Genomic DNA, 24,685 nt, shown 5'->3' on the forward strand with positions numbered 1-24,685 from the left:
TGAGGCAAGGTTTACCTAAGTAATCCTTCCTCGCGTCGACCGAGACACCAGGTATGGGGGAACCATGGGACTGCCGACGATCGCCGCCTACGACGGGCCGGCCCCGCACGAGTACCCGGGCAACCGGGTGGGCTGGCACGTGGACCCGGCGCGCGCCGTGCTCCTCGTCCACGACATGCAGCGGTACTTCGTGGACGCGTTCGACCCGTCGTCGCCCGCGCTGCGCGACGCGGTCGACAACATCGCCCGCCTCACCGGCGCAGCACGCGAGCTCGGCGTCCCGGTGGTCCTGACGACGCAGCCGCCCGCGCAGCAGCCCGCCGACCGCGGCCTGCTCACGGACTTCTGGGGACCGGGGATCCCCGCGGGCGGGAGCGACGCCGTGATCGACGAGCTCGCGCCGCAACCCGGGGACACCGTCGTGACCAAGTGGCGATACGACGCGTTCGTCCGCACCGGGCTGCGCGACCTCCTGCGCACGCAGGGGCGCGACCAGCTCGTGGTCACCGGGATCTACGCGCACATCGGCTGCCTCGTCACGGCGTGCGACGCGTTCATGCACGACGTGCAGCCCTTCCTCGTCGGCGACGCGGTCGCGGACTTCTCGCTCGCGCACCACCGCCAGGCGCTCGACTGGGCGGCGGGCCGGTGCGCCGCCGTCGTGACGACCGACGACGTGCTGACGCACCTCGGGGCGCGCGTCCCCGCGGTGGCGGGGGCATGACCGCGCGCGTCGCGCTCGTGACGGGTGCCGCCGGCGGCATCGGTGCGGCCGTCGTGGACGTCCTGGCGGCGCGGGGCCTCGTGGTCGTCGCGGCGGACCTGGGCTCCCCGGCCACGCGGGCGCTCCCCGGCGTCGACGCGGGGAGCGTCGTCCCGGCGCGGCTCGACGTGACCGACGAGGCCGACGTCGTGCGCCTCGTCGACCGGGTGGAGAGCGAGGTCGGGCCCGTCGAGGTGCTGGTCAACGCCGCGGGCGTCCTGCACCCGGGCCCCGTGGCCACGTCCACGCTCGCGCAGTGGCAGCACATGCTCGCCGTCAACGCGACGGGGGTCTACCTCGTGTCGCGCGAGGTCTCGCGCCACCTCGCCGCGCGCCGCCGCGGTGCGATCGTCACGGTCGCCTCGAACGCCGCGGGCGTCCCTCGCGCGGGGATGGCGGCGTACGCGGCGTCCAAGGCCGCCGCGTCCAGCCTGACCCGGTCGCTCGGCCTCGAGCTCGCGCCCGCCGGGGTGCGGTGCAACGTCGTCGCACCCGGCTCGACCCGCACGCCCATGCTCGCCGCGCTCGCCGGCGCGCCGGGACCCGACGGTCCCGTGCTCGACGGCCCCACCGAGGAGCGCGTCGTGGCCGGCCGGCCCGACGAGTTCCGGCTCGGCATCCCGCTCGGCCGTCTCGCCGAGGTGCAGGACGTCGCAGGAGCCGTCGCGTTCCTCGCGTCCGACGCGGCCCGGCACATCACGCTGCACGAGCTCGTCGTCGACGGCGGCGCCACGCTCCGCTGACACGTCGCACGCCCCCTCAGAGCACCCGCACGACCTCTCGCACGTCTGCCTGCGGACGACCGCGCAGGCCACGACACCTTCGACAGGACGAGGACGCCACATGAACGGCTTCACCGTGCTCGACGACCCGACAGGGACCGTCACCGCCAGGACCACGAACCCCGACGGTGCCGCGACGCCCCGGTACGCCGAGTTCCGCCTCGCGTCGCCCGAGGTGGCGCTCGACGCGCACGGGGTGCGCGAGCGGCTCGACGTGCCGTCGTGGGACGGCCCGACGGTCACCGCGGCCGCGCGCGAGCTGCTCGGGCGCGCCGCGTCCGCACGCTGGGCGGGGGAGCCCGCGCCGATCCTCGTCGGCACGATCCCGTTCGACCCCTCGCGTCCCGCGCACCTCGTCGTCCCGGCGCACCAGTCGTGGCGGCCCGTGGCGGCCGCGTCCCGCCGCAGGACGGGGGACGTCGCGGGCGCGGCGACCCACGACCTGCCCGGGCGCGACGACGCGGTCTTCCGTGCCGCCGTCGGGCGTGCGGTGTCCCGGATCGAGGCGGGCGAGGCCGAGAAGGTGGTCCTCGCCCGTACGCTCGACGTCTCGGCCCCCGCGCCGCTCGACCGCGCTGCGCTGCGTGCCGCGATGCGGGAGGCGAACCCGGACGCGTACGTGTTCGACGTCGCGCTGCCGGGCGGGCAGGGCCACCTGGTGGGAGCGAGCCCGGAGCTCCTCGTGTCGGTCCGCGACGGCGTGCTGCACAGCCACCCGCTCGCCGGCTCCGCGCCGCGGTCCGCCGACCCCGAGGAGGACCGCGCGACCGCGCAGCGGCTCCTGGCCTCGGAGAAGGACCTGCGCGAGCACGCGTTCGTCACCGACGCGATCCGCGAGGTGCTGCGCGGGTTCGTCGAGCACGACGACGACCTCGACGTGCCGACGACGCCCGAGCTCGTCGCGACCTCGCACCTGTGGCACCTCGGCACACCCGTCACCGCGCGGCTGCGGCCGGGCACGTCGGTGCTCGACGTCGTCTACGCGCTGCACCCCACGCCCGCGGTCTGCGGCCACCCCCAGGACGTCGCGCGTGAGCTCATCGGCTCGCTCGAGCCGTTCGACCGCGGCTTCTACACCGGGCTCGTCGGCTGGGCGGACCAGGCCGGGAACGGCGAGTGGGCCATCGTGCTGCGGTGCGGCGTCGTCCGCGGCGCCGACGTCCGCCTGTTCGCGGGGGCGGGGGTCGTCGCCGGGTCGACGCCCGAGGCCGAGCACGCCGAGACCGCCGTGAAGCTCTCGACCCTGCTGTCCGCGCTGGGCGGCGTCGCATGACCGCCGGGACCGCACCGACCGCCGTCCACCCGGGCCGGCCCGTTCTCCCCGCGCCGCTCCTGCTCGACGGCGTGGTCCCGGTCCCGGCCGAGGCCGCGGAGCGCTACCGCGCGGCCGGGTACTGGACCGACCAGACGCTCGGCTCGCTCGTGCGGGACGCCGCGACTGCCACCGCCCGGCCCGACGCCGTCGCGCTCGTCGACGCGCGCCGCACCCTCACGTACGCCGACCTGGACCGCGCCGCCGACGACCTCGCGCACGGGTTCGCGGCCCTGGGCGTGCGCCGCGGCGACCGGGTCGTCGTCCACCTCCCGAGCTCGGTCGAGCTGGTCGAGGTCCTCGTCGCGCTCGGGCGGTCCGGCGTCGTCCCGGTCCTCGCCCTGCCCGCGCACCGGCGCACCGAGGTCGAGTACTTCGCGGCGCACACCGAGGCGGTCGTGCTCGTGACCACCGGCGCCGAGCCCGGCTTCGACCACGCGGGGCTCGCGCGCGAGGTCGCCGGTGCGGTCGCGTCGGTGCGGCACGTCGTCGTCGCGGGTGCGGGGTCCGCCTCGCCGGCCGAGGCCGTCGACCCGCGCGCCGTGCCCGCGACCCCGGGCGACCGCGCCCCGTTCGCGGAGCACGCGCTGGACGACCTGCGCCGGACCGACCTGACGGCGGCCCGGGGCGGGTTCGACGACGCGGCGCACCCGTCCGACGTCGTGCTCCTGCAGCTCTCGGGCGGCACCACGGGGACGCCCAAGCTCATCCCGCGCACGCACGCCGACTACCTGTACTCGGTGCGCGAGAGCGCGGCGATCTGCGGCCTGGGGCCGGGCTCGGTGTACCTCGCGACCCTGCCGGTCGCGCACAACTACGCCCTCACGTCGCCCGGCGTGCTCGGCGTGCTGCACGCGGGCGGCACCGTCGTCCTGTCCCCGCACGGCGCGCCCGACGCGGCGTTCGCGCTGATCGAGCGGCACCGCGTCACCCACGTGGCCCTCGTCCCGCCGCTCGCGCACGTGTGGGCCGCCTCGCCGCTCGTCGCGACGCACGACCTCTCGTCCCTCCGCGTCCTCCAGGTCGGGGGAGCCAAGCTCGGGACGAGCGCGGCCGAGCGGCTGCTCGCGGTCTTCGGCGACACCCTCCAGCAGGTCTTCGGCATGGCCGAAGGGCTCGTCTGCTACACGCGGGAGGGCGACCCGCGCGACGTCGTCGTCGGCACGCAGGGTCGCCCGATCTCCCCGGACGACGAGGTCCTCGTCGTGGACGACGACGACCTCCCGGTCGGCACGGGAGAACCCGGACACCTGCTGACCCGTGGCCCCTACACGATCCGCGGCTACTACCGCGCGCCCGAGCACGACGCGCGCTCCTTCACGGCCGACGGCTTCTACCGCACGGGCGACCTCGTGACGCGCGACGCCGACGGCTACCTCACCGTCGTGGGACGGGCGAAGGAGCAGATCAACCGCGGGGGAGAGAAGGTCGCGCCCGCGGAGGTCGAGAACCACCTGCGCGCCCACCCCGACGTGCTCGACGCGAGCGTCGTCGGCGAGCCCGACGAGTACCTGGGCGAGCGCGCGCTCGCGCGCGTCGTCCCCCGGCCCGGGGCCGCGCCCCCGACGGCCGTCGTGCTGCGCCGGTTCCTGCGCGAGCGCGGCATCGCCGCCTACAAGATCCCCGACCGCTTCGAGACCGTCGAGGCGCTCGCCACCACCGCGGTCGGCAAGGTCGACCGCACCCCGGCCCCCGCACCCGCGCCCGCCGGCACCGAGACCCGCACCCAGCCGTGGAGCACGCAATGAGCAACCCGAACCGCACGCAGGACCCCCACCCCCGCCGACCCGGCGCCGCGGTGGACGTCGACCTCCTCGGTCTCGGCTTCGGGCCCTCGAACATGGCGCTCGCGATCGCCGTCGAGGAGCACAACGCCATCGCCGCCGATCCCCTGCGCGCCGTCTTCCACGAGAGGCAGGCGACCTCGCGCTGGCACGACGGGATGCTGTTCGACGACGCGCACATGCAGGTCGCGTTCGCCAAGGACCTCGTGACGCTGCGCAACCCCACGAGCGACTACGCGTTCCTCGCGTTCCTGCACGAGCAGGGCCGCCTCGTCGACTTCCTCAACCGGGGGAGCCTGACGCCCCTTCGCGTCGAGTTCGCCGCCTACCTGCGCTGGGCCGCGGCCCGCCTCGGGGGCGTCGCGCGGTACGGGTCGACGGTCGAGTCCGTCGCGCCCGTGCGCGACGGCGGCCGCGTCGTCGCGTTCGACGTCACCGTGCGCGACGCGCAGGGCCCGACGACGACCCGCGCCCGGGACGTCGTCGTCGCGGCGGGCCTCCAGCCGCGGCTGCCCGAGGGCGTCGTCGAGTCGGCGCGCGTCTGGCACAACCACCGCCACCTCGACCGGGTCGCGCTCGTCGACCACGAGGTGCGGCGCGCGGTCGTCGTGGGCGCGGGGCAGAGCGCGGCCGAGGTCATGCTCGACCTCTACGCCCGCTTCCCCGGTGCCGAGGTCCGGTCCGTGTCGCGACGCTTCGGCTTCTCGCCGTCGGACTCCACGCCCTACGCCAACGGGGTGTTCGACCCGGGCACCGTCGACGTCTTCTATGACGCCCCGCCCGCAGGGCGCGCCCAGATCGTGGCGCACCACCGCAACACCAACTACTCGGTCGTCGCCGAGGAGACGATCCGGGCGCTGCACGAGCACGAGTACCGCGACCGCTGGCTGGGGACCGAGCGCCTGGGCTGGCACCGCTGCACCGAGGTGCTCGACCTGCGCGACGTCCCCGGCGACCGCGTCACCCTCACGCTCGCCGACAACCTCACCGAGACGACGACCCGGCTGGACGCCGACCTCGTCGTCGTCGCGACGGGCTACCGCCCGCTGGACGTGACGACGCTCCTGACGGGCGCCGGGCCGGACGATCGTGCGCTCGTCGTCCGCGACACCGCCGGGGCGCCGGACCTGCACCGCGACCACCGGGCGCGCCTCGCGGAGCCGTCGGACGCGGGCCTGTACCTCGTCGGGCAGTCCGAGCACTCGCACGGGCTCTCGTCGACGCTGCTCTCGACGCTCGGCGTCCGCGCCGGCGAGGTTCTCGGCTCCGTGCTCGCGCGCCGCGCGGCCCTCGGTGCGGGCGAGCCGGCGGACGCGGCGGTCACCGCGTCGGAGCATGCCCGGCCCGAGCCCGTGGGGGCACGGTGAGCCTGGCGACGACCGACCTCCGGGTCGGGTACGGCGGGAACGACGTGCTCCGCGGCGTCGACCTGGAGATCCTCGAGGGCGAGCTCACCGTGATCGTCGGGCCGAACGGGTGCGGGAAGTCCACCCTGCTCCTCGCGCTCGCGCGCGTGCTGCGACCGTCCTCGGGGACCGTCGAGCTCGACGGTCGTGCGGTCTCGGCGATGCCGTCGCGCGAGGTCGCGCGCCGGCTCGCGTTCCTGCCGCAGTCGCCGCTCGGTCCGGACGGCATACGCGTGCGCGACCTCGTGGCGCGCGGACGCCACCCGCACCAGGGTCTCCTGCGCCCGCTGACGGCCGAGGACCACCGCGTCGTCGACGAGGCCCTGCTCGCGACCGACACGCTCGACCTGTCGACCCGCCGCGTCAGCGAGCTCTCGGGCGGCCAGCGCCAGCGCGTGTGGATCGCCATGGCGCTCGCGCAGGAGACGCCGCTCCTGCTCCTCGACGAGCCGACGACGTTCCTCGACGTCGCGCACCAGCTCGACGTCCTCGACACGTGCGCGCGCCTGCACGACGACGGCCGGACCGTCGTCGCCGTGCTGCACGACCTCAACCTCGCGGTCCGGTACGCGACCCGGCTCGTCCTCATGAAGGACGGCGCGGTCGTCGCGCACGGCCGGACCGAGGACGTGCTCGACGTCGCGTTGGTCGAGCACGTGTTCGGGATCCGCGCCCACCTCGTGACCGACCCGGAGGGCTGGCCGCTCGTCGTGCCCGCCCGGTCGGACGTCCTGGCCCGGCGCGCCCGGCCCGGGGCCGTGGCCCCGAAGGCGCTGCCGACCGAGCCGCTGACCGAGCCGCTGACCGAGCCGCTGACCGAGCCGCTGACCGGACCCCTGACCGCCCCGCCCTCGACCGGAGGACCCGCATGACCACCACGGCCCCGCCCACGCGCGAGCAGGCTCTCGCCGACCTCGCGGAGGTCCTCGGCGCGGGGGCCTCCGCACCCGAGATCGGGCTCGACGACGACCTGACGGACCACGGCCTGGACTCCGTGCGCCTCATGGCCCTGGTCGAGCGCTGGCGCGGCGCGGGCTGGCCCGTCGAGTTCGCCCAGGTCGCGGTCGACCCGACGCTACGCGGCTGCCTGCGCGCCCTCGGCGTGCCGCACGACTGACCGCCCCGTCACCACCACCCATCCCGACCGCCCCGGTCACCACCCAGCCCGAGGAGAACGACCGCATGTCCCGCACCCGACCCACCACCCGCCCGACCCGTCCCGGACGGGCGGCCGCGCTGCTGCTCGCCCCGGCCATCGCCGCCGCCCTCGTCGTGAGCGGGTGCGCGCCCACGACGGACGCGGGCGAGCCCGCGTCGACCGCGGCGGAGTCCGCGACCCGCACGGTCGAGACCGCCTTCGGCGAGGTCACGATCCCGGCCGACCCGCAGCAGGTCGTCGCGCTCGAGGGCGGCACCGGGCCGCTCCTGGAGGCGGGCATCGTCCCGGTCGCTACCGCCGACGGGGACTGGCCCGACTCGTTCCTGCCCGCCGAGTACGAGCAGGTCGCGGACCTGCCGATCGTGCTGGGCGCGGACGGCTGGGACTACGAGAAGATCGCCTCGCTCCAGCCCGACCTCATCGTCGGGTTCGTGCGCGGCGGCAAGGAGGAGGAGCTCAGCGCCGAGAAGCACGCGGAGTACGACAAGCTCTCGCAGATCGCGCCGACCGTCCTCGTCCGGGCGACCGGCTCGGCGACGGTGAAGGACGCGTCGCTCGAGATCGCGAGCGCGCTCGGCGCGGGCGAGGAGGCCGAGGCGACCAAGGCGGAGTACGACGCCCGGGTCGCCGAGCTGCGCGACACGTACGGGGACGTCATCGCCGCGAACACGTTCGCGGCCGTCGACTCGTTCGAGGAGGTCACGGTCTACTCCCAGATCTCGTGGCTCGGTGGCATCCTCGACGACCTCGGGGCCCCGCTGCCCGAGGTCGTGGCGGACGAGACCGCGGAGAACGCCGCGTTCCTCTCCTACGAGCAGCTCGGGCAGATCGCGGACGCGACCGTCGTGCTCACCGAGCAGACCGTCGACGGCGCACCCGGCCCCGGCGCCGAGGAGCTCGCCGCGGCCTCGACGTACCAGGAGCTCCCGGCCGTCCAGGCGGGGCACGCCTACGGCGTCCGGTACTTCTTCGCCGACCGCTACAGCCTGGCCCTCGACGTCCTCGACCAGCTCGAGGTCGTGCTCCAGGACCTCCAGGGCTGATGACGACCTCGACCACCGCCCCCGACGCCGCGCGCACGACCAGCGGGGGGACCAGCACCGCGCGGACCGCCGTCGGCCTCCCCCTGACGAGCGCGCAGCTCGGCGTCGTCGGGGCGCAGCTCGTGCGCCCCGCCACGACGGCGTACGCGGTGGGCGAGGTCGTCGAGATCTCCGGCGACCTCGACACGGCGGTGCTCGCGCTCGCCGTGGAGATCGTCGTCGGCGAGACGGAGGCGCTGCGGACGTCGTTCGACGTGTCCGACGGCGTGACGCAGGTCCTGCACCCGGCGCCCGTTCCCGGTGCGGGGCGGGCCGGGGCGGGTGTCTCGTCGGGTGTCCGGGTGCTCGACCTGTCGGCGGACCCGGACGCCCGGTCCCGCGCGGCGGCGCTCGTGGAGGCGGACCGCGTGCGGCCCTTCGACCTCGCCGTGCCCGGCCTCGCCCGGCAGACGATCGTGCGGGTCGACGCCGGGACGGTGTGGTGGTCGGTCGTCGCGCACCACGCGATCCTCGACGCCTACGGCATCACGCTCGTCCTGCGGCGGGTCGCCGAGGTCGTCACGGCGCTCGCGTCCGGCCGCGCCGTGGGGCCGAGCCCGTTCGGCCGCCTCGCCGACGTCGTGGCGGAGGAGTCGCGCTACGCCGCGTCCGCCGAGCGCGGGCGCGACGGGTCGCTCTGGCGGTCCCGGCTCGCGGCGCTCGGGAACGCGGGTCCCGGTCGCTTCGCGGACCGGCCGGAGACCACGGGCGCGCCGGGGGACGTGCCGGACGACGCCGTCGTGCGCGTGGTGCTCGACCAGGGCTGCCCGGTCGGGCCGCTCGAGGCGGTCGCGGCACGGTCCGGCGGGGGATGGCCCGACGTCGTCGCGGCCGCCCTCGCGGTGCACCTGGCCCTGGTCTCCGGGCGCCGGCACGTCGCGCTGGGGATGCCCGCGATGAACCGCATGGGGTCGGTCGCCGCGACCGTCCCGACGATGCGCGTGAACGTGCTGCCCGTCGTGGTCGACGCCGCGCCGGGGCAACGGCTCGACGCGCTCGTCGGGCAGGTGCGCGAGCGCGTCGGCGAGCTGCGCCGCCACGGGCGCTACCCCGCCGAGCAGATCGCGCGCGACACGGGCGGCCCCGTGACGGCGGCCGAGCTCAACGTCAAGCTGTTCGACCACGACCTGCGCTTCGGCGCGGCGACCGGTCGGCTGCGCAACGTCGCCGAGGGGCCGGTCGACGACCTCGCGGTCTCGGTCGCGCGCGTGCCCGGGCCGGGCGGGGACGAGCTGCGCCTCACGGGCACCGCGCCCGCACGGCTCTTCACGGCCGACGACGTCGCGGCGCGCCTGCGCGAGCTCGCCCACCTGCTCGGGGCGGTCGGCCGGGCGGCGCCGGACGCGCGGGTCGGGAGCCTCGGCCTGGCGGACGCCGCGGCCGAGGGGGAGGCGCTCGCACGCTCGCGCGGCCCCGAGCCGGAGGAGGACGCCCCGCCGCTCGCCGGGGCGCTGTTCGACCGGGCCGTCGCCCTGCGCGGCGACGCCGTCGCGCTCGTCGCGCGCGAGACCTCGACGTTCCGCGAGCTCGACGACGCGGTCGCCCGGCTCGCGGGCCGCCTCGTCGCGGCGGGGGCGGGGCCCGAGACGCTCGTCGCCATCGACCTGCCGCGCGGGACCGACTACGTCGTGACCCTGCTCGCGCTGCACCGCTGCGGTGCGGCCGCGCTCCTCCTCGACGACCGGAACCCGCCCGCACGGCGCCTCGCGCTCGCCGACCGGCACGAGGCGCGCCTCGTCGTCACCGAGCCCGCTGCAACCGCTGCGCCCGCCGAGTCCGCGGTGCCCGCCGAGTCCGCAGTGCCTGATGTGCCCGCCGCGAGCCTGTGGGCGGGGAGGCGCGTCGTCGCGCCCCGCGAGGGGATCGCGCCGCGGGACGCCGCGTCGTCGGACGGGGTGCCACGGGACGAGGCCGCCGGGGCGGAGACCGTCCCGCTGCGGCACGCGCTCGACGTGCCGCGCGACGCGCTCGCGTACGTCCTGCACACGTCCGGATCGACGGGCGAGCCGAAGGCCGTCGGGGTCAGCCACGGCGCGCTCGCGCGCTTCCTCGCGCACCACCGGGCCCACGTCGTGCCGCGGGTCGAGGACGAGGTCCAGCGCGTCGCGCAGACCATGCCTCTCGTGTTCGACGGCTCGTGGGACACGCTCCTCGCGCTCCTGCTCGGGCACGAGCTGCACCTCCTGGACGTCGAGCAGTACCGCGACCCCGCGACGCTCGTCGACCTCGTCGTCGAGCGCGGCATCCACCGGATCGACCTCACCCCGACCGTCATGTCCGCCGTCGTGGACGCCGGGCTGCTCGACCGCGAGCACCGGCTGCGGACCGTGTCCGTCGGTGGGGAGGCGTGCCCGCCCGCCCTGTGGTCCACGCTCCGGGCGCAGCCGGGGCTCGCCGTCCTCAACCTCTACGGGCCGACCGAGTACACGGTCGACGCCGTGGGCGCGCGCGGCACGGACTCGGCCGAGCCCGTGATCGGGCGCCCGCTCACCGCGACCGCGGCGCTCGTCCTCGACCAGCACCTGCGCCCCGTGCCGGACGGCGTCGTCGGCGAGCTCTACCTCGCGGGCCCCCAGCTCGCGCGCGGGTACCTGCGCCGCCCCGACCTCACCGCCGAGCGGTTCGTCGCGTCGCCGTTCGGCGCGCCCGGCGAGCGCATGTACCGCACGGGCGACCTCGCGCGCCGCACGCCCGACGGGCTGCTCCACTACGTCGGCCGGCGCGACCAGCAGGTCAAGATCCGCGGGTTCCGCGTCGAGCCTGGCGAGACCGAGGCGGCCCTGCTCGCGCTGCCGGGCGTCGGGCAGGCCACGGTCCAGGTCCGGGGGTCCGCGCTCGGCGCGCGCCTCGTGGCGTACGTCGTGCCGGGCCTCGGCCACGAGGCCGACGCCCACGCCGTCTCCGAGCCGGACGGCGACGGCGAGCCGACGGGGGAGGGCGTGCGGGCCGCGCTCGCGCAGGTTCTCCCCGAGCACCTCGTGCCGTCCGCCGTCGTCGTGCTCGACGCGCTCCCGCTGACGACCAACGGCAAGCTCGACGTCGCGGCCCTGCCCGACCCGTCGCCGTCGTCGGCAGGACTCGCCGGTCTCCCGGGCGACGGCGCGGCCCCGGGCACCGGGCACGCGCCGACCGCGGCCGAGGCGGCCGTCGCAGCCGCGTTCGCGTCGGCGCTCGACGGCGGCCACGTGCCGCCGGACGCCGACTTCTTCGCCCTCGGAGGCGACAGCATCCGCGCGATCCACGTCGTCGCCCGGCTCCGGGAGGCGGGCTGGGGGTCGAGCGTCCAGGACGTCTTCGAGCAGCGCACGGTCGCGGCCGTCGCCGCGCGGCTGCACCCGATCGCCCCGCCCGCCGACGCGCCGACCGCTCCACAGGGAGACGACGGCGCCGGCTCGACCCGACCCGTCCAGGCACCGCTCCTCGACCTCGCTCCTGGCGACCTCGACCGGCTGGGCGCCCTCCTCGGCGACCGCCGACGGACACGGAAGGCACGACCATGAGCACGACCGACAGCATCGAGGCCGTCTGGCCGCTCACCGCGCTGCAGCGCGCGCTCACCGCGCACGCCGGGCTCGCGGCCGACGGGCGGGACCCGTACGTGGGCCAGACCCTCGTCGAGCTGCGCGGCCCGCTCGACGGCCCCGCGCTCGAACGGGCCCTGGACGTGCTCCTCGTCGCGCACCCCAACCTGCGCGCGGGGTTCGCCGTCGACGACGACCTCGACCCGGTGCAGTTCGTCCCGGCCCCGGGCGCGGCCGAGGTCTCCTGGTACGACGCCCCGGCCCCGGCTCTGGTCGCGGCTCCGGCTCTGGCCCCCGCCCCGGACGCGGCCCCGGAGGCGGCTCGGGCCCTGGCTCCGGCCGAGGTCACGGACGTCTCGACGCGACCCGGGGACGCGGCCGACGTGGTGCGTGACGCGACGCGGAGCGCCGCGACGGCCGAGCGCGCGCTCCCGTTCGACCCGGCCGACCCGCCGCTCGTGCGGTTCGCCGTCGTCGTGCTCGCGCCCGATCACCACGTGCTCGTCGTCACCGCGCACCATCTCGTGCTCGACGGCTGGTCCGTCCCCGTCCTCGTGCGGGAGGTCGCGCGGCTGTACGGGATCGAGACCGGCGCTGACGCGGCGACCGGGCTCGCGCCCGCCCGCGGCCGGTTCGCGGACCACCTCGTGTGGCTCGGGCAGCAGGACCCGGACGCCGCGCGCGCCCACTGGCGTGCAGCGCTCGCCGACGTCGACCCGTCGCCCTGGCCGGCGACGACGACGTGGGCCGACGCACGGTCGGACACTGGGTCGAGCGCAGGGTGCGGCACCGGGTCCGACACCGACACCGGGTCCGGTACGACGTCCGATACCGGGCCCGACACCGGGTCTGGCACCCGGTCCGGCCCCGGGTCGAGCGCCGAGGCAGGGTCCACCGAGACGGGCCCCGTGGGCGCCGACACCGCCACGACCAGCGGCAGCCTCGCGGCGGGGGCGGTCGAGGCCGTCGTGACGGGGGCCCGGCGCCAGGGCGTGACGCCCGCGACGCTCGTGCGGGCGGCGTGGGGCCTCGTGGTCGCCGCCTACGCGGGGACGACGCACGCGACGTTCGCCGTGCCCGTCGCGCTCCGCAGCCCGGAGGTCCCGCACGCCGACGAGATCGTCGGGATGCTCACGGAGACCGTCGTCGGCCGGGTCGACGCCGACGCCGCGACGACGCTGGGCGACGTCGTCGCCGCCCATGCCGCGCGGTGGAACGCGTCGTGGCCGCACCAGCACGTCGGTCTCCACGGTATCCAGGCCGCGACGGGGTCCGAGACGCCGGTCGCCACGACGCTCGTGTCGTTCGAGCACGCACCGACCGCGCCGGTGGCGGTGACGTCGCCCGGCGGCGCGCCCCTGACCCTGCACGTCGTCGCGACGCGCGACGCCACGCACTTCCCGCTCGCCCTGGCCGTCGAGGCCCGCGACGACGCGTGGCGGCTCGAGCTCGACGTGCGAGCCGACGTGCTCGGCGCGGCGGGTGCCCGCGCGCTGCTCGCGGCCTTCGAGCGGACGCTCCTCGCGGTCGCCACGACGCCCGAGGCCCGCGTCGCGAGCCTCGTCCTCGTCCCGCCGCGGCACGCGGCGAGCGCCGACGGCGACACGGCGACCACCGACGGCGACACGGCGACCGCCGACGGCGACACGGCGACCGCCGACGCGGACGTGCCGCCGCTCGTCACCGACGTGCTCGCGGCGTCGATCGCGCGCGACCCGCAGGCGTGCGCGCTCGTCGTGGGGGACCGGCGCTGGACGTTCGCCGAGCTCGACCTCGCGGTCACCCGTGCCGAGCGCCGTCTCGTCGCGTGCGGGGCGCGGCCGGGCGACGCGCTCGCGATCGACCTCCCGCGCGACGAGCGGATCGTCCACGTCATCCTCGCGGCACTGCGGCGGGGGCTGGCGGTGACACCCCTGCCGCACGGCGCGCCCGAGCGCCGCACCCACGTCCTGCGTCTCAGCCGCGCGCGCCTCCTGTGGGACGAGTCCGGTCCGCGGCCGCTCGGCGCCGACGGGGCGACGAGCGCCGTGTCGACGAGCGCCGCCGACGGGTCCGACCGCCCGACTGAGCTCGCACCCGCACCGGACGCCGCGACGCTGCGCGCGTGCGTGGGCAGCATCATCTTCACGTCCGGCTCGACCGGGGAGCCCAAGGGCGTCGCCGTCGGCCAGGACGCGCTCGCGCACCTGCTCGACCGGCACCGGTCCGAGCTGTACCCGCCGGGCGAGCGGCTCCGGGTCGCGCACACGGCCGCGTTCTCGTTCGACGCGCACTACGACGCGTTCCTCGCGCTCGCGGCCGGGCACGAGCTGCACGTGCTCGACGAGGACGTGTTCCTCGACCCGGTCGCGCTACGCGAACACGTGGCCGAGCACGGGATCGACTACCTCGACCTCACCCCGACCGTGTGGTCCGCGCTCCTCGCGGGCGCCGAGTGGACGTCGCTGCCGCGGATCTGCGTCGCGGGCGGGGAAGCCTTCGGGCCCGCGCTCTGGACCCGGATGCGCGCGCTCGCGGCACCCACAGGGGCGCGCGTCGTGAACCTCTACGGACCGACCGAGGCGACCGTCGACGCGCTCGCGGCCGACGTCGCGGACACGCCCGAGCCCGTCGTCGGGCACCCGGTGGGCCGCACGCAGGCCATGGTGCTCGACGCCGCGCTGCGCGAGGTCCCGGCCGGGACCGTGGGCGAGCTGTACCTCGCGGGTCCCCAGCTCGCCGAGGCGTACCTGGGCCGCGCGGGGCTGACCGCGAGCCGGTTCGTCGCACGTCCCGGCGGGGCGCCCGGCGGGCGCATGTACCGCACGGGCGACCTCGCCCGCCGCGCCGAGGACGGCACGCTGAGCCTCCTCGGGCGCAACGACGACCAGATCTCGCTCCACGGGTTCCGGATCGAGCCGGGCGAGGTGGAGCAGGCGCTCGTCGCGCTCGACGGCGTCGCCGAGGCAGCGGTGGCGCTCGCCGACCACCCGCGCTGGGGCAGCCGCCTCGTCGCGTACGTGACGGCGTCGGGCGACGACCTCGACACCGCCGCGCTGCACGCCCGGGCGGCCGAGCGCCTCGCGCGGCACCTCGTGCCGACCGCGTTCGTCGTGCTCGACGCCCTGCCGCTGACCCGCCACGGCAAGCTCGACCGTCGTGCGCTGCCCACCCCCGGGTGGGACGGGGCGCCGGCGCGCGCGGACGGGACCGAGGCGGCGGCACCCTCGCCGCTCGAGGCGCGGGTCCTCGCCGCGGCCGTGCGCGTGCTCGGGGAGGACGCCCTCGGCCCGGACGACAGCTTCTTCGCCGCGGGCGGCGACAGCATCGACGCGCTCCAGCTCGTCGCGGCGCTGCGCCGCGAGGGCCTGGCACTCGCCCCCGCGGACCTGTTCGCCGCGCGCACGCCCCGCGAGATGGCGCGCCGCGTGCGGCAGGAGGGCACGGCGCCGGGATCGGCGCAGGCCGGGACGACGCCGGACGGCACCGCGGTCGCCGGGCGCCACGGGGCGTCGGGCGACCGGGACGCCGTGCTCGTCCCGCTGACCGCCGCCCAGGCCGCGGCGTTCGAGGACCACGTGCGGGCCGTGGTCCCGGGCGCGACGCGCGTCGTCGACGTGCTGCCGCTGACCCCGGCTCAGCTCGGCATGGTCGCGGAGGGCGCGCGCGACGCCGACGACGCCTACCGCACGACGACCCGCTTCACGGTCCGCGGGCTGGGCGACGACGGCCCGGCACGAGTCGCCGAGGCCGTGCAGGCGCTCCTGCGCCACCACCCCGTCCTGCGCGGCGGCGTGCTCCAGCTCGACCTGCCCGCGCCCGTCCTCGTCGTCCCGGACCGGGCCACGGCGCCCGTCGACGTGCACGACGGGCGGGGCCTCACCGCGGCGGACCTGGCCCGCCTCGTCGACCGGGTCGACCTCGACGCGCGGTCGCGACCCGTCGACCTGTCGCGCGCCCCGCTCGTGTCGGCCGCGGTGGTCCGCAGCGCCGACGAGCTCGTGCTCGTCCTCGCGATGCACCACCTGCTCACCGACGGCTGGTCCGTCCCGCTCCTCGCGGCCGACCTGCGGGCCACGCTCGCCGCGCCCGAGCCTGAGGAGGTGAAGCACCCGGCGCCGGACGCGGTCGCTGGGCGCGCGCCGTCGTTCCGCGACTACCTGGTGTGGCTGCGTGACGCCGAGCCCCGCCGCGACGAGGTCGAGGCGCGGTGGCGCGCGGAGCTCGCGGGGGTCGACGCGCCGTCGCTCCTCGCGGGGACGCACCCCCGCACGGCGGGACTCACGACGGACCGCATGTCGGACGGCGGCGGCACCGGTAGCGCTGGCAGCGTCGACGACGACGTGGACGCCGGCGCGCGGGACGTCGCGGTCGTGCCCGTCGACGCAGGGACCGTTCGTGCGGCGGCGCGGCGGGCCGAGGTCACGCCCGCGACGGTCGTCCAGACGGCGTGGGGCCTCGTGGTCGCGGCGCTCACCGGCCGGTCCGAGGCGCTCGTCGGCTCGACCGTCGCCGGCCGCCCGACCGACCTCGACGGCGTGGACGAGGTCGTCGGGATGTTCCTCGCGACGTCGCCCGTCCGGGTTCCGGCGGGTGACCACCGGAGCGCGGACGCCCTGCTGCAGGACGTCCAGCGACGCCAGGCGGGGCTGCTCGACGCGCACCACGTCGGGCTCGCGTCGATCGCGCGGGTCGCGGGGCACCGGCTCTTCGACACGCTCGTCGTCGTCGAGAGCTACCCGCGCGACGCGACGGGCGGACCCTCCGGCCCGGTCGACGTCGTCGCGACCGGCGGTCACGACGCGACGCACTACCCCGTGACGGTCACCGTCCTGCCGGAGCCCGCGGGAGCGGCGGACGACGGGCAGCCCGGCCTGACGATCGAGGTCGAGACGCGGCCGGACACGCTCGACCCGGCCGTCGCCGCCGTGCTCCCGGGTGCGCTCGCGCGGGCGCTCGGACACCTCGCGTCCGGGGGCGACCTCCCGGCTGCGGACGACCTCGTCGGCACCGTCCGCGTCCCCGCCGGCGTCGACGCAGCCGACGAGGGGGACACCGGACCGTCCGCCGCGACGGACACCCGACCCTCGGGCGTCGACGGCCGGATCGCCACCGCCGTCCGGACGACCACCGACGGCCGGACCACCACGGACGTCCCGACGACCACCGACGACCGGACCGCTGCCGACAGCCCGGACGACGCGCACGAGCGCACCGAGCGCGTCCGGCAGGTGCTCGGTCGGGTCCTCGGGGCCGACGTCGCCCCGACGACCGACTTCTTCGCCGCGGGCGGGGACAGCATCACGGCGATGCAGCTCGTCGGCGCGCTGCGCGGGGCGGGGCTCGTCGTGACGGTCGGCGCTGTCTTCACGGCGCGGACCGCCGCGGGCATCGCCCGCGTCGCGAGCCTGGTCGAGCCGCCGGTCGGCCCGACGGACGGGCCGACCCCCGCACCGTCCCGGACGCCGTCCGGTGGACCGGGCGCCGAGGACTGCGGCGCGCGCGCGGACGTGGCGCTCGCGGAGACCGGCGACGCGCCGCTCCTGCCCGCGCTCGCGTGGCTCGTCGAGACCGGTGGCGACCACCGGGGCTTCGTCCAGGTGCGCGTGCTCCGCACCCCCGCCGACCTCGGCGAGGACGTGCTCCGCGCGGCGCTCGCGCGCCTCGTCGCCGCCCACGGGGCGCTGCGCCTCACGCTCCGCGACGGGCGCGCACGGGTCGCCGACGTCGCGTCGCCCGAGTGCGACGGCGTCCCCGATGTCCTGCGCCTCGCGGACGAGCAGGGCCTGGGCGAGGCCGTGCGCGCCGCGGCCGCCGAGATCGACCCCGCGGTAGGGCACGTGCTCCGCGCGGCGTGGGACCGCGACGGGCGCCGGCTCGCGCTCGTGGCGCACCACGTCGCGGTCGACGCCGTGTCCTGGCGCGTCCTCGTCGACGACCTGCGCGTGCTCGCGGCGGGCGGCGCGCTGCCGCCGGCGTCGGCGACCTTGCGGGAGGCCACGACCGCGGCGCACGAGGATGCCGCGCGCCGTACGGGCGAGCTCGCGGCGTGGGTCGACGTCCACGAGGGGCCCGCGGTGACGCTGACCGCGCGCCCCCTCGACCCGTCGCTCGACACGGTCGCGACCGCGCGCGAGGTGGTCGTCCGTCTGGACACCGACGACACGCGACGCCTGCTCGCGCTCGCCCCGGCCCACCGGACCGACCACGTGCTGCTCGCGGCGCTGTCGTGCGCGGCGGCCGAGGTCGCGCCGGGTGCGGGCGACCTCGTGGTCGAGGCCGAGGGGCACGGCCGCCGGCTGGACGGCGAGGGACCGGACCTGTCGCGCACGGTCGGCTGGTTCACGACGACCTGGCCCGTCCGGCTCAGCGCCGCCACGGGCGGCGCAGCGACGGCGCACCTGCGCGCGACGGCCCGGCAGGTCGCGACGGTCCCCGGCGACGGCCGCGCGTACGGGCTGCTGCGGCACCTGGTCCCGACGACGGCGCGCGTCCTGCGCGACGCGGCCGCGGCCTGCCCGCCCCAGGTCCTCGTCAACTACCTCGGCCGGGAGGTCGACGGCGCCGAGGACTGGTCGAGCGCCGACGACGCGGCGCAGGTCGAGTCCTCGCTCGCCCTGCACGCCGACCTGCCGTTGTCCCACCCGGCCGAGCTCAACGCGTACGTGGCGGACGGCCCGGACGGGCCCGGCCTGCTGGCCCGGTGGCTCCTCGCCCCCGCGGTCGACGACGCGGCCGGGGACGCGCTCGTCGAGGCGTGGGCCGCGCACGTGCGCGACCTCGTGCGGCGCGCCACGACGGAGCGTGCGGCGCCGGCGGCGGACGGCTCGGCCGACCGCGCGCCAGACGGTTCGGCTGACCGCGCGCCGGACCGGTCGGCGCACCGCGCCCCGGACGGGACCCCGTGGCCGCTGACGCCCGTGCAGCGGGGCATGGTGCTGCACGCGCTGGGCGCGCCCGTCGACCGGTACACGAGCGCCGTCGACGTGGGCCTCGACGGCCCGCTCGACGTCGAGGTCCTGCGCGCGGCCGCGGCCGACGTGCTCGCCGCGCACCCGCAGCTCCGGCTCGCGGTCGCCGCGCACGGCCCCGAGGACGTGGGGCTCGTCGTCACGGACGCCACCGAGGTACCGCTGCGCGAGGTCGCCCTGCCCGCCGCGGTCGCGGCCGACCCGGGTGCCGCGCGTCGCGCGCTCGACGACTTGACGGCCGACGAGCTCGACACCCCGTTCGACCTCGCCAGCGCCCCGCTGCTGCGCCTCGTCGTGGTGCGCCTCGGACCGGACCGGCACCGGCTCGTGGTCACGAACCACCACGTCCTGCTCGACGGCTGGTCGGTACCGCTGCTCGTCGACGCCCTGCTCGGGGCGTACGCGCGGCGGGCCCGGACCGGCGACGCGGCGTCCCGCGCGCGGCCGACCGCGCCCGCCCCGGTCACGGCGTGGCGGCTCGCCCGGCGTCTCGCGCGTCAGGACCCGGCGGCGGTCGAGGCGTGGCGCGACGCCCTCGCGGGCGTCCGCCCGGCACGGGTCGCGGAGCCCGAGGACACGGGCGAGCGCCCGGCCGTCCTGCACGCGGCGCCAGACGGGCTGGGCGTGCGGCTCGCGGAGGCCGCGAGCCGTGCGCAGGTCACGACGGCCGACGTGGTCACGGCCGCGTGGGGGACCGTGCTCGCCGCCGTCACCGGGGCGCACGACGTCGTGACGGGGACGGTCGTGGCGGGTCGCCCCGCGGACGTCGAGGGCGCGCACGCGGTGCTCGGGATGTTCGTCAACACGGTGCCCGTGCGCGTCCCGATGGGGCGGTTCACGGGCACCGGCCCGGCAGGGACCCTCCAGGACCTCGTGCGTGACGTGCACGCGAGGCAGGCGCTGCTGCGCGACGTCGACCACGTCGCGCTCGCCGACGTGCAGCGTGCGCTCGGGCAGGGAGAGCTCTTCGACACGCTCCTCGTGGTCGAGAACTACCCGCGCGACCCCGACGCGCAGCCGGGTGCGGCCGCGGGCCTCCGGGTGCTCGACGTGCAGGGCGACGACCGCACGTCGTACCCCCTCGCGCTGACGGTCGACGTGTCGGAAGAGCTGAGCCTGCAGCTCGACCATCTCGCCGTGGTCCCGCCGGCGCGGGCGGCGGCGGTGCTCGCCGCCGTGGTCGACGTGCTCGAGCTCTGCGCCGACCCGGCACCCGTCCCCGTCGCGCACGTCCTCGCGCGGCTCACCGAGCGGCACCCCGGGCTGCGCGAGGCGTCGCCCGACCCCACGGCGGCACCGGATCCCACCGCGGCCCCGGACCCCGGGGCGCCGGTCGCCGTCGTCCGCGAGGTGTTCGCGGAGGCGCTCGGCACCCCGCTCGTGGGCGACGACGACAACTTCTTCGCGCTCGGCGGCGACTCGATCGTCGCGATGCGGCTCACGACGGCGCTGCGCGGTCGGGGCTGGACCGTCGACCCACGGTCGGTGTTCGCCGCGCCCACGCCCGCGGCGCTCGCGCTGCGGTCCCGGCCCGTCGCGGTACCCGTCGCGGTACCCGCCGCAGCACCGGTCCCGGGCGCGCCCGCCCGCACGGCCGCCGACCCGGGCGCCACCGCGTCGGGGACCGCCACCGCTCCGCCGGCCGCCCCGCTCGTCTCGCTGTCCGCGGACGAGCTCGCAGGCCTCGACGACCTGATGAGGAACCTGACATGACGACGACCGACGAGCGACCCGGCACCTCGACCGGAGCCGACGCCGGCACCTCGGCCGGCACCGGGACCGCCACCTCGACGGGCACCTCGGCAGGCACGGCCGCCCCGGCGATCGCGGAGGTCCTGCCCCTCGCCCCGCTCCAGGAGGGCCTGCTGTTCCACGCGGTCGCGGAGGACACGGGCCTCGACGTCTACACCATGCAGTCGACCTACCGGTTCCCGGGCGGCGTCGACGAGCCGGCCATGGAGCGCGCGTGCGGGGCGCTGCTGCGGCGCCACGCCGTCCTGCGCGCGGGATTCGCGCACGAGCGCTTCCGTACGCCGGTCCAGTTCGTGCCGGCCGCGGTCACCGTCCCGTGGCGCGTGCAGGACCTCGGCGCCCTGGACCCCGACGAGCGTGCCGCGGCGCTCGACCGCGTCCAGTACGACGAGCGGCAGCGCCGGTTCACGATGGACCGCCCGCCGCTGATCCGGTTCGTGCTCGTGCGGCTCGGCGACCAGGGCGCGGCGCTCGTCGTGACGAACCACCACATCCTGCTCGACGGCTGGTCCGACGCGCTGCTCGTGACGGAGCTCCTGCGGCACTACGCCGCGGGCGGCGAGGACCGGAGCCTGCCGCCCGCGCCGCAGTTCCGCGACTTCCTCGCGTGGGTCGCGGCGCAGGACGCCGACGCCGCCGCGACGGCGTGGGACGCCGCCCTGGCGGGGCTCGCGCAGGGGTCGCTCGTCGCCCCGCCGGACCCGCGCCGTCGGGCCTCGATGCCCGACGTCGTCGAGCGCGACCTCGACCCGACGCTGTCCGTCGCGGTGCTCGCGCTCGCCCGTGCGTGCGCGGTCTCCGTCAGCACCGTCTACACGGCGGCGTGGGCGCTCGTGCTCCGCTCGCTCGTCGGGAGCGACGACGTCGTGCTCGGCAGCACCGTGTCGGGTCGCCCGCCCGCGCTCGACGGCGTGGAGGAGATGGTGGGGCTCTTCCTCAACACCGTCCCCGTGCGACTGGCCACGTCGCCCGGGGAGCCGTTCCGCGATCTGCTGCGCCGCTTCCAGTCCGAGCAGGCCGAGCTCATGGACCACCACCACGTGGGCCTGGGCGAGCTCCAGCGCCGCGCGGGCGTCGGGACGCTGTTCGACACGCTCTACGTCATGCGGAACACGCCCGAGGACGACGCCGAGCTCGACCGGCTCGGCGAGGCCGTGGGGCTCGCGGACGTGGAGGGCGGGGACGCGACGCACTACCCGCTGACGTTCGTCGTCCACCCCGGGACGCCGTACCGGCTCATCCTGTCCCACCGCGCCGACGTCGTGGACGCCGCCCGCGCCGAGCGCGTCCTCGACCAGGTCGAGGCCGTCCTGCGCCGCGGGGTCGAGGACCCCGGGGCACCGGTCGCGCGGGTGGGCGCGGTGCCCGACGACGCCGCCCCCGCGCTCCTGGAGCGCGGTGCGGGGGCGGTGCGGGACGGCGGCGAGGAGTCGCTGCTCGACCTCCTGGACCGTGCCGTGGCCGAGTACCCGGACCGCACCGCGCTCGTGCACGGGACGGAGACGGAGACGTTCGCCGGGCTGGGGGAGCGGGTCGCCGCGCTCGCGCGGGCGCTGCTCGCGGCGGGCGTCGGACCCGAGGACGTCGTGGCGCTCGCCGTCCCGCGGGGCATCGACTTCGTGGTCGCGCTCTTCGCGACCCTGCGCGCCGGGGCGGCGTACGTCCCGCTCGACGCGGCGCACCCGGCCGACCGGCTCTGCGGGATCGTCGATGCGGCGGGCGCGCGCGCCGTCGTGCTCGACGCGACGTTCCGCGGGCTCGTCGGGCCCGCGCTCGCGGGCCGCGCCGTGGTGCCCGTGCACCCCGGTCCGGGGGACGCGCGCGGTGCGGGGACGGCCGGGCGGGCGTGGCCGGCGTACCGGCACGACGCGCTCGCGTACGTCATGTACACGTCGGGGTCGACGGGCGCGCCCAAGGGCGTCGCCGTCGAGCACCGCGGCCTCGTCAACATGCTGCACAACCACCGGACCGAGATCTTCGCGCCGCTCGTCGCGTCCCTGCCCGCCGAGCGGCGCGGAGAGCCGGTGCGTGTCGCGCACACCGTGTCGTTCGCGTTCGACATGTCGTGGGAGGAGCTGCTGTGGCTCGTCGACGGCCACGAGGTGCACCTGCTCGACGAGGCCGTGCGGCGCGACCCGCACGCGATGGCGACGTACTGCGCCGCTGAGCGGGTCGACGTCGTCAACGTCACGCCCTCGGTGTGCTCCGCGCTCCTCGCGGAGGGGCTCCTCGACGACGGCCGGCACCGTCCGGCGCTCGTGCTCCTCGGGGGAGAGGCGGTCGGCGCGGAGGTCTGGGACGCGATCCGCACGACCCCCGGCACGCGCGGCTACAACCTCTACGGGCCCACGGAGTACACGATCAACACCCTCGGCGGGGGCACGGACGAGAGCCGGCGCCCGACCGTCGGGCGCCCGATCGCGAACACCACGGTGCACGTCCTCGACTCGGGGCTCGCGCCCGTCCCCGACGGCACGCCGGGCGAGCTGTACGTGAGCGGGGTCGGGCTGGCGCGCGGCTACCACGGCGCCCCGGGGCTGACCGCGGAGCGGTTCGTCGCCGACCCGTTCGGCGCGCCGGGCGCACGGATGTACCGGACGGGCGACGTGGTCGCCCGCCGCCCCGACGGACAGCTCGACTTCCTCGGCCGCAGCGACGGGCAGGTCAAGATCCGGGGCTATCGCGTCGAGCCCGGCGAGGCGCAGGCGGTCCTCGCCCGCGACCCGCGCGTCGCGCAGTGCGCGGTCGTCGCGCCGACCGGCCCCGGCGGCGGCCACGTGCTCGTCGGCTACGTCGTCCTCGCCGAGGGTGCGCACGACGGCAGCGCGGGAGACCCGGGCGACGGGGAGCTCGCCGACCTGCTCGCCGACGTGCTGCGGGTGATGCGCCGCGCCGTCCCGGACCACCTCGTGCCGTTGGCCCTCGTGCCGCTCGACGCGCTCCCGCTCACCCCGCACGCGAAGCTCGACGTCCGGCGCCTGCCTGCCCCCGAGCTCGTGCGCGACGGCGGTCGCGCACCCCGCACGGACCTCGAACGCGAGCTGTGCGCGATCTTCGCGGACGTCCTCGGTGTGCCGTCGTTCGCGGCCGACGAGGACTTCTACGCCGCGGGCGGGCACTCGCTGCTCGCGATGCGCGTGGTGTCCCTGGTCCGCACGCGGCTCGGGCGGCCCCTGAGCGTCGGCGTGCTCGTCACGGCCCCGACGGTCGAGGCGGTCGTCGCGCACTGGGAGGCCCCCGAGACGGACCCGTTCGCCCCCGTGCTGACGCTGCGTGGACCGTCCCACCCGGCTGGCAGCGACGACGGTGCGAGCCTGTTCTGCCTCGCCCCGGCGGGCGGCCTGGGCTGGTCGTTCGCGTCGCTCGTGCCGCACGTGCCCGCGGAGGTCTGCGTGCACGCGGTCCAGTCGCCACGGCTCCGGGGGCCCGACGGCGCCCCCGGCACGATCGACGACCTCGCCGACGCGACGGTCCGGTCCGTGCGCGCGACCCGGCCGCACGGCCCGTACCACCTGCTCGGCTACTCGTTCGGCGCGCACCTCGCGCAGCTCGTCGCGACCCGGCTGCAGGCCGCCGGGGAGCGGGTGGCGAGCCTGACGATGCTCGACGCCGAGGCCGTCCCGCAGGAGGGTCGTCCGGTCGTCGCGCCTGCGGCCGACGAGCAGCCTGGTGCCGTGCGGGACCCCGGGCCTGGCGCGCAGACCGGCACCGGACGGGAGGCAGAGGTCGACGCGGAGCCCGGCGCCGCACGGGAGGCCGAGGTCGACGCGCTGCGGTCCCTGCTCGCGGCGGGCGGCGCGGACCCCGACCTGCTCGCGGCGCCCACGCGTGACGACGTGCTCGACGTGCTCGCCGACGCGCCCGGCGCGTGGGGCGACCTCGACGAGGACGGGCTGTCCGCCGTCGTCGACACGTACCTCTACTCGTGCGACCTCATGCCCCGGGCCCGCTATGCGCCGTTCGCGGGCGACCTGCTGCTCCTCACCGCCCGCCCGGAGGCCGGGGAGCGGCCCGTCACGGCCCAGCGCGACGCCTGGGCCCCGCACGTCACCGGCACCGTCACCCAGCACACCGTGCTCGCCGGGCACCACGACATGGTGTCCCCGGCCGCGATCGGCCAGCTCGGCCCCGTCCTCGCGCGGCACCTCGCCGCCGCCAGCACCACCCGATGAGA

11 protein-coding genes are annotated in these 24,685 nt (G+C 77.2%); all 11 read left to right on the top strand.

All coding sequences use genetic code 11. From position 1 onward, the window contains the following. The first annotated feature begins 64 nt into the window (after nt 1–64). The 11 genes from FIC82_RS06215 to FIC82_RS06265 all read left to right on the top strand — a co-directional run bounded on the left by FIC82_RS06215 (nt 65) and on the right by FIC82_RS06265 (nt 24,683). Nucleotides 65–724 (top strand): isochorismatase family protein, encoded by a 660-nt coding sequence (locus tag FIC82_RS06215; RefSeq protein ID WP_154797939.1) that lies wholly within the window; start codon nt 65–67, stop codon nt 722–724. Then, on the top strand, nt 721–1,506 hold the full coding sequence (locus FIC82_RS06220) for an SDR family oxidoreductase (RefSeq protein ID WP_154797940.1): 786 nt from the start codon (nt 721–723) through the stop codon (nt 1,504–1,506). Before FIC82_RS06215 ends, FIC82_RS06220 begins: the two co-directional genes overlap by 4 nt. Before the next feature lie 100 nt (nt 1,507–1,606). After that, on the top strand, nt 1,607–2,818 hold the full coding sequence (locus FIC82_RS06225) for an isochorismate synthase (protein ID WP_154797941.1): 1,212 nt from the start codon (nt 1,607–1,609) through the stop codon (nt 2,816–2,818). After that, entirely contained in the window at nt 2,815–4,605 is a 1,791-nt protein-coding gene (locus FIC82_RS06230) for a (2,3-dihydroxybenzoyl)adenylate synthase (RefSeq protein ID WP_154797942.1), read from the top strand. Before FIC82_RS06225 ends, FIC82_RS06230 begins: the two co-directional genes overlap by 4 nt. Further along, entirely contained in the window at nt 4,602–6,008 is a 1,407-nt protein-coding gene (locus FIC82_RS06235; protein ID WP_154797943.1) for a lysine N(6)-hydroxylase/L-ornithine N(5)-oxygenase family protein, read from the top strand. Before FIC82_RS06230 ends, FIC82_RS06235 begins: the two co-directional genes overlap by 4 nt. Continuing rightward, a complete protein-coding gene (locus FIC82_RS06240; RefSeq protein ID WP_168731553.1) occupies nt 6,005–6,919 on the top strand; it encodes an ABC transporter ATP-binding protein in 915 nt (304 codons plus the stop codon). The genes FIC82_RS06235 and FIC82_RS06240 overlap by 4 nt, the downstream gene beginning before the upstream one ends. Further along, nucleotides 6,916–7,164, top strand: coding sequence for a phosphopantetheine-binding protein (locus tag FIC82_RS06245; protein WP_154797944.1), 249 nt, complete (start codon nt 6,916–6,918; stop codon nt 7,162–7,164). The genes FIC82_RS06240 and FIC82_RS06245 overlap by 4 nt, the downstream gene beginning before the upstream one ends. Nucleotides 7,165–7,229: 65 nt before the next feature. Then, the gene (locus FIC82_RS06250; RefSeq protein WP_154797945.1) at nt 7,230–8,249 is read left to right on the top strand and encodes an ABC transporter substrate-binding protein; all 1,020 of its coding nucleotides are present in this window, start codon (nt 7,230–7,232) and stop codon (nt 8,247–8,249) included. Next, nucleotides 8,249–11,788 (top strand): non-ribosomal peptide synthetase, encoded by a 3,540-nt coding sequence (locus tag FIC82_RS06255; RefSeq protein ID WP_154797946.1) that lies wholly within the window; start codon nt 8,249–8,251, stop codon nt 11,786–11,788. Before FIC82_RS06250 ends, FIC82_RS06255 begins: the two co-directional genes overlap by 1 nt. After that, nucleotides 11,785–20,472 carry a condensation domain-containing protein gene (locus FIC82_RS06260; RefSeq protein ID WP_154797947.1) on the top strand — a complete coding sequence of 2,896 codons (8,688 nt, stop codon included), beginning with the start codon at nt 11,785–11,787 and terminating at the stop codon, nt 20,470–20,472. Before FIC82_RS06255 ends, FIC82_RS06260 begins: the two co-directional genes overlap by 4 nt. Next, the gene (locus FIC82_RS06265) at nt 20,469–24,683 is read left to right on the top strand and encodes a non-ribosomal peptide synthetase (protein ID WP_154797948.1); all 4,215 of its coding nucleotides are present in this window, start codon (nt 20,469–20,471) and stop codon (nt 24,681–24,683) included. The genes FIC82_RS06260 and FIC82_RS06265 overlap by 4 nt, the downstream gene beginning before the upstream one ends. Nucleotides 24,684–24,685 lie beyond the last annotated feature (2 nt).

Origin of the sequence: Cellulosimicrobium protaetiae (assembly GCF_009708005.2) — a bacterium.
GTDB lineage: Bacteria > Actinomycetota > Actinomycetes > Actinomycetales > Cellulomonadaceae > Cellulosimicrobium > Cellulosimicrobium protaetiae.

What these genes read in the sequence shown, in the direction of transcription:
- FIC82_RS06225 (WP_154797941.1), top strand. Translation starts at nt 1,607, where the DNA reads ATGAACGGCTTCACCGTGCTCGACGACCCGACAGGGACCGTCACCGCC.
- FIC82_RS06235 (WP_154797943.1), top strand. Translation starts at nt 4,602, where the DNA reads ATGAGCAACCCGAACCGCACGCAGGACCCCCACCCCCGCCGACCCGGC.
- FIC82_RS06255 (WP_154797946.1), top strand. Translation starts at nt 8,249, where the DNA reads ATGACGACCTCGACCACCGCCCCCGACGCCGCGCGCACGACCAGCGGG.
- FIC82_RS06260 (WP_154797947.1), top strand. Translation starts at nt 11,785, where the DNA reads ATGAGCACGACCGACAGCATCGAGGCCGTCTGGCCGCTCACCGCGCTG.
- FIC82_RS06250 (WP_154797945.1), top strand. Translation starts at nt 7,230, where the DNA reads ATGTCCCGCACCCGACCCACCACCCGCCCGACCCGTCCCGGACGGGCG.
- FIC82_RS06265 (WP_154797948.1), top strand. Translation starts at nt 20,469, where the DNA reads ATGACGACGACCGACGAGCGACCCGGCACCTCGACCGGAGCCGACGCC.
- FIC82_RS06215 (WP_154797939.1), top strand. Translation starts at nt 65, where the DNA reads ATGGGACTGCCGACGATCGCCGCCTACGACGGGCCGGCCCCGCACGAG.
- FIC82_RS06230 (WP_154797942.1), top strand. Translation starts at nt 2,815, where the DNA reads ATGACCGCCGGGACCGCACCGACCGCCGTCCACCCGGGCCGGCCCGTT.
- FIC82_RS06245 (WP_154797944.1), top strand. Translation starts at nt 6,916, where the DNA reads ATGACCACCACGGCCCCGCCCACGCGCGAGCAGGCTCTCGCCGACCTC.
- FIC82_RS06220 (WP_154797940.1), top strand. Translation starts at nt 721, where the DNA reads ATGACCGCGCGCGTCGCGCTCGTGACGGGTGCCGCCGGCGGCATCGGT.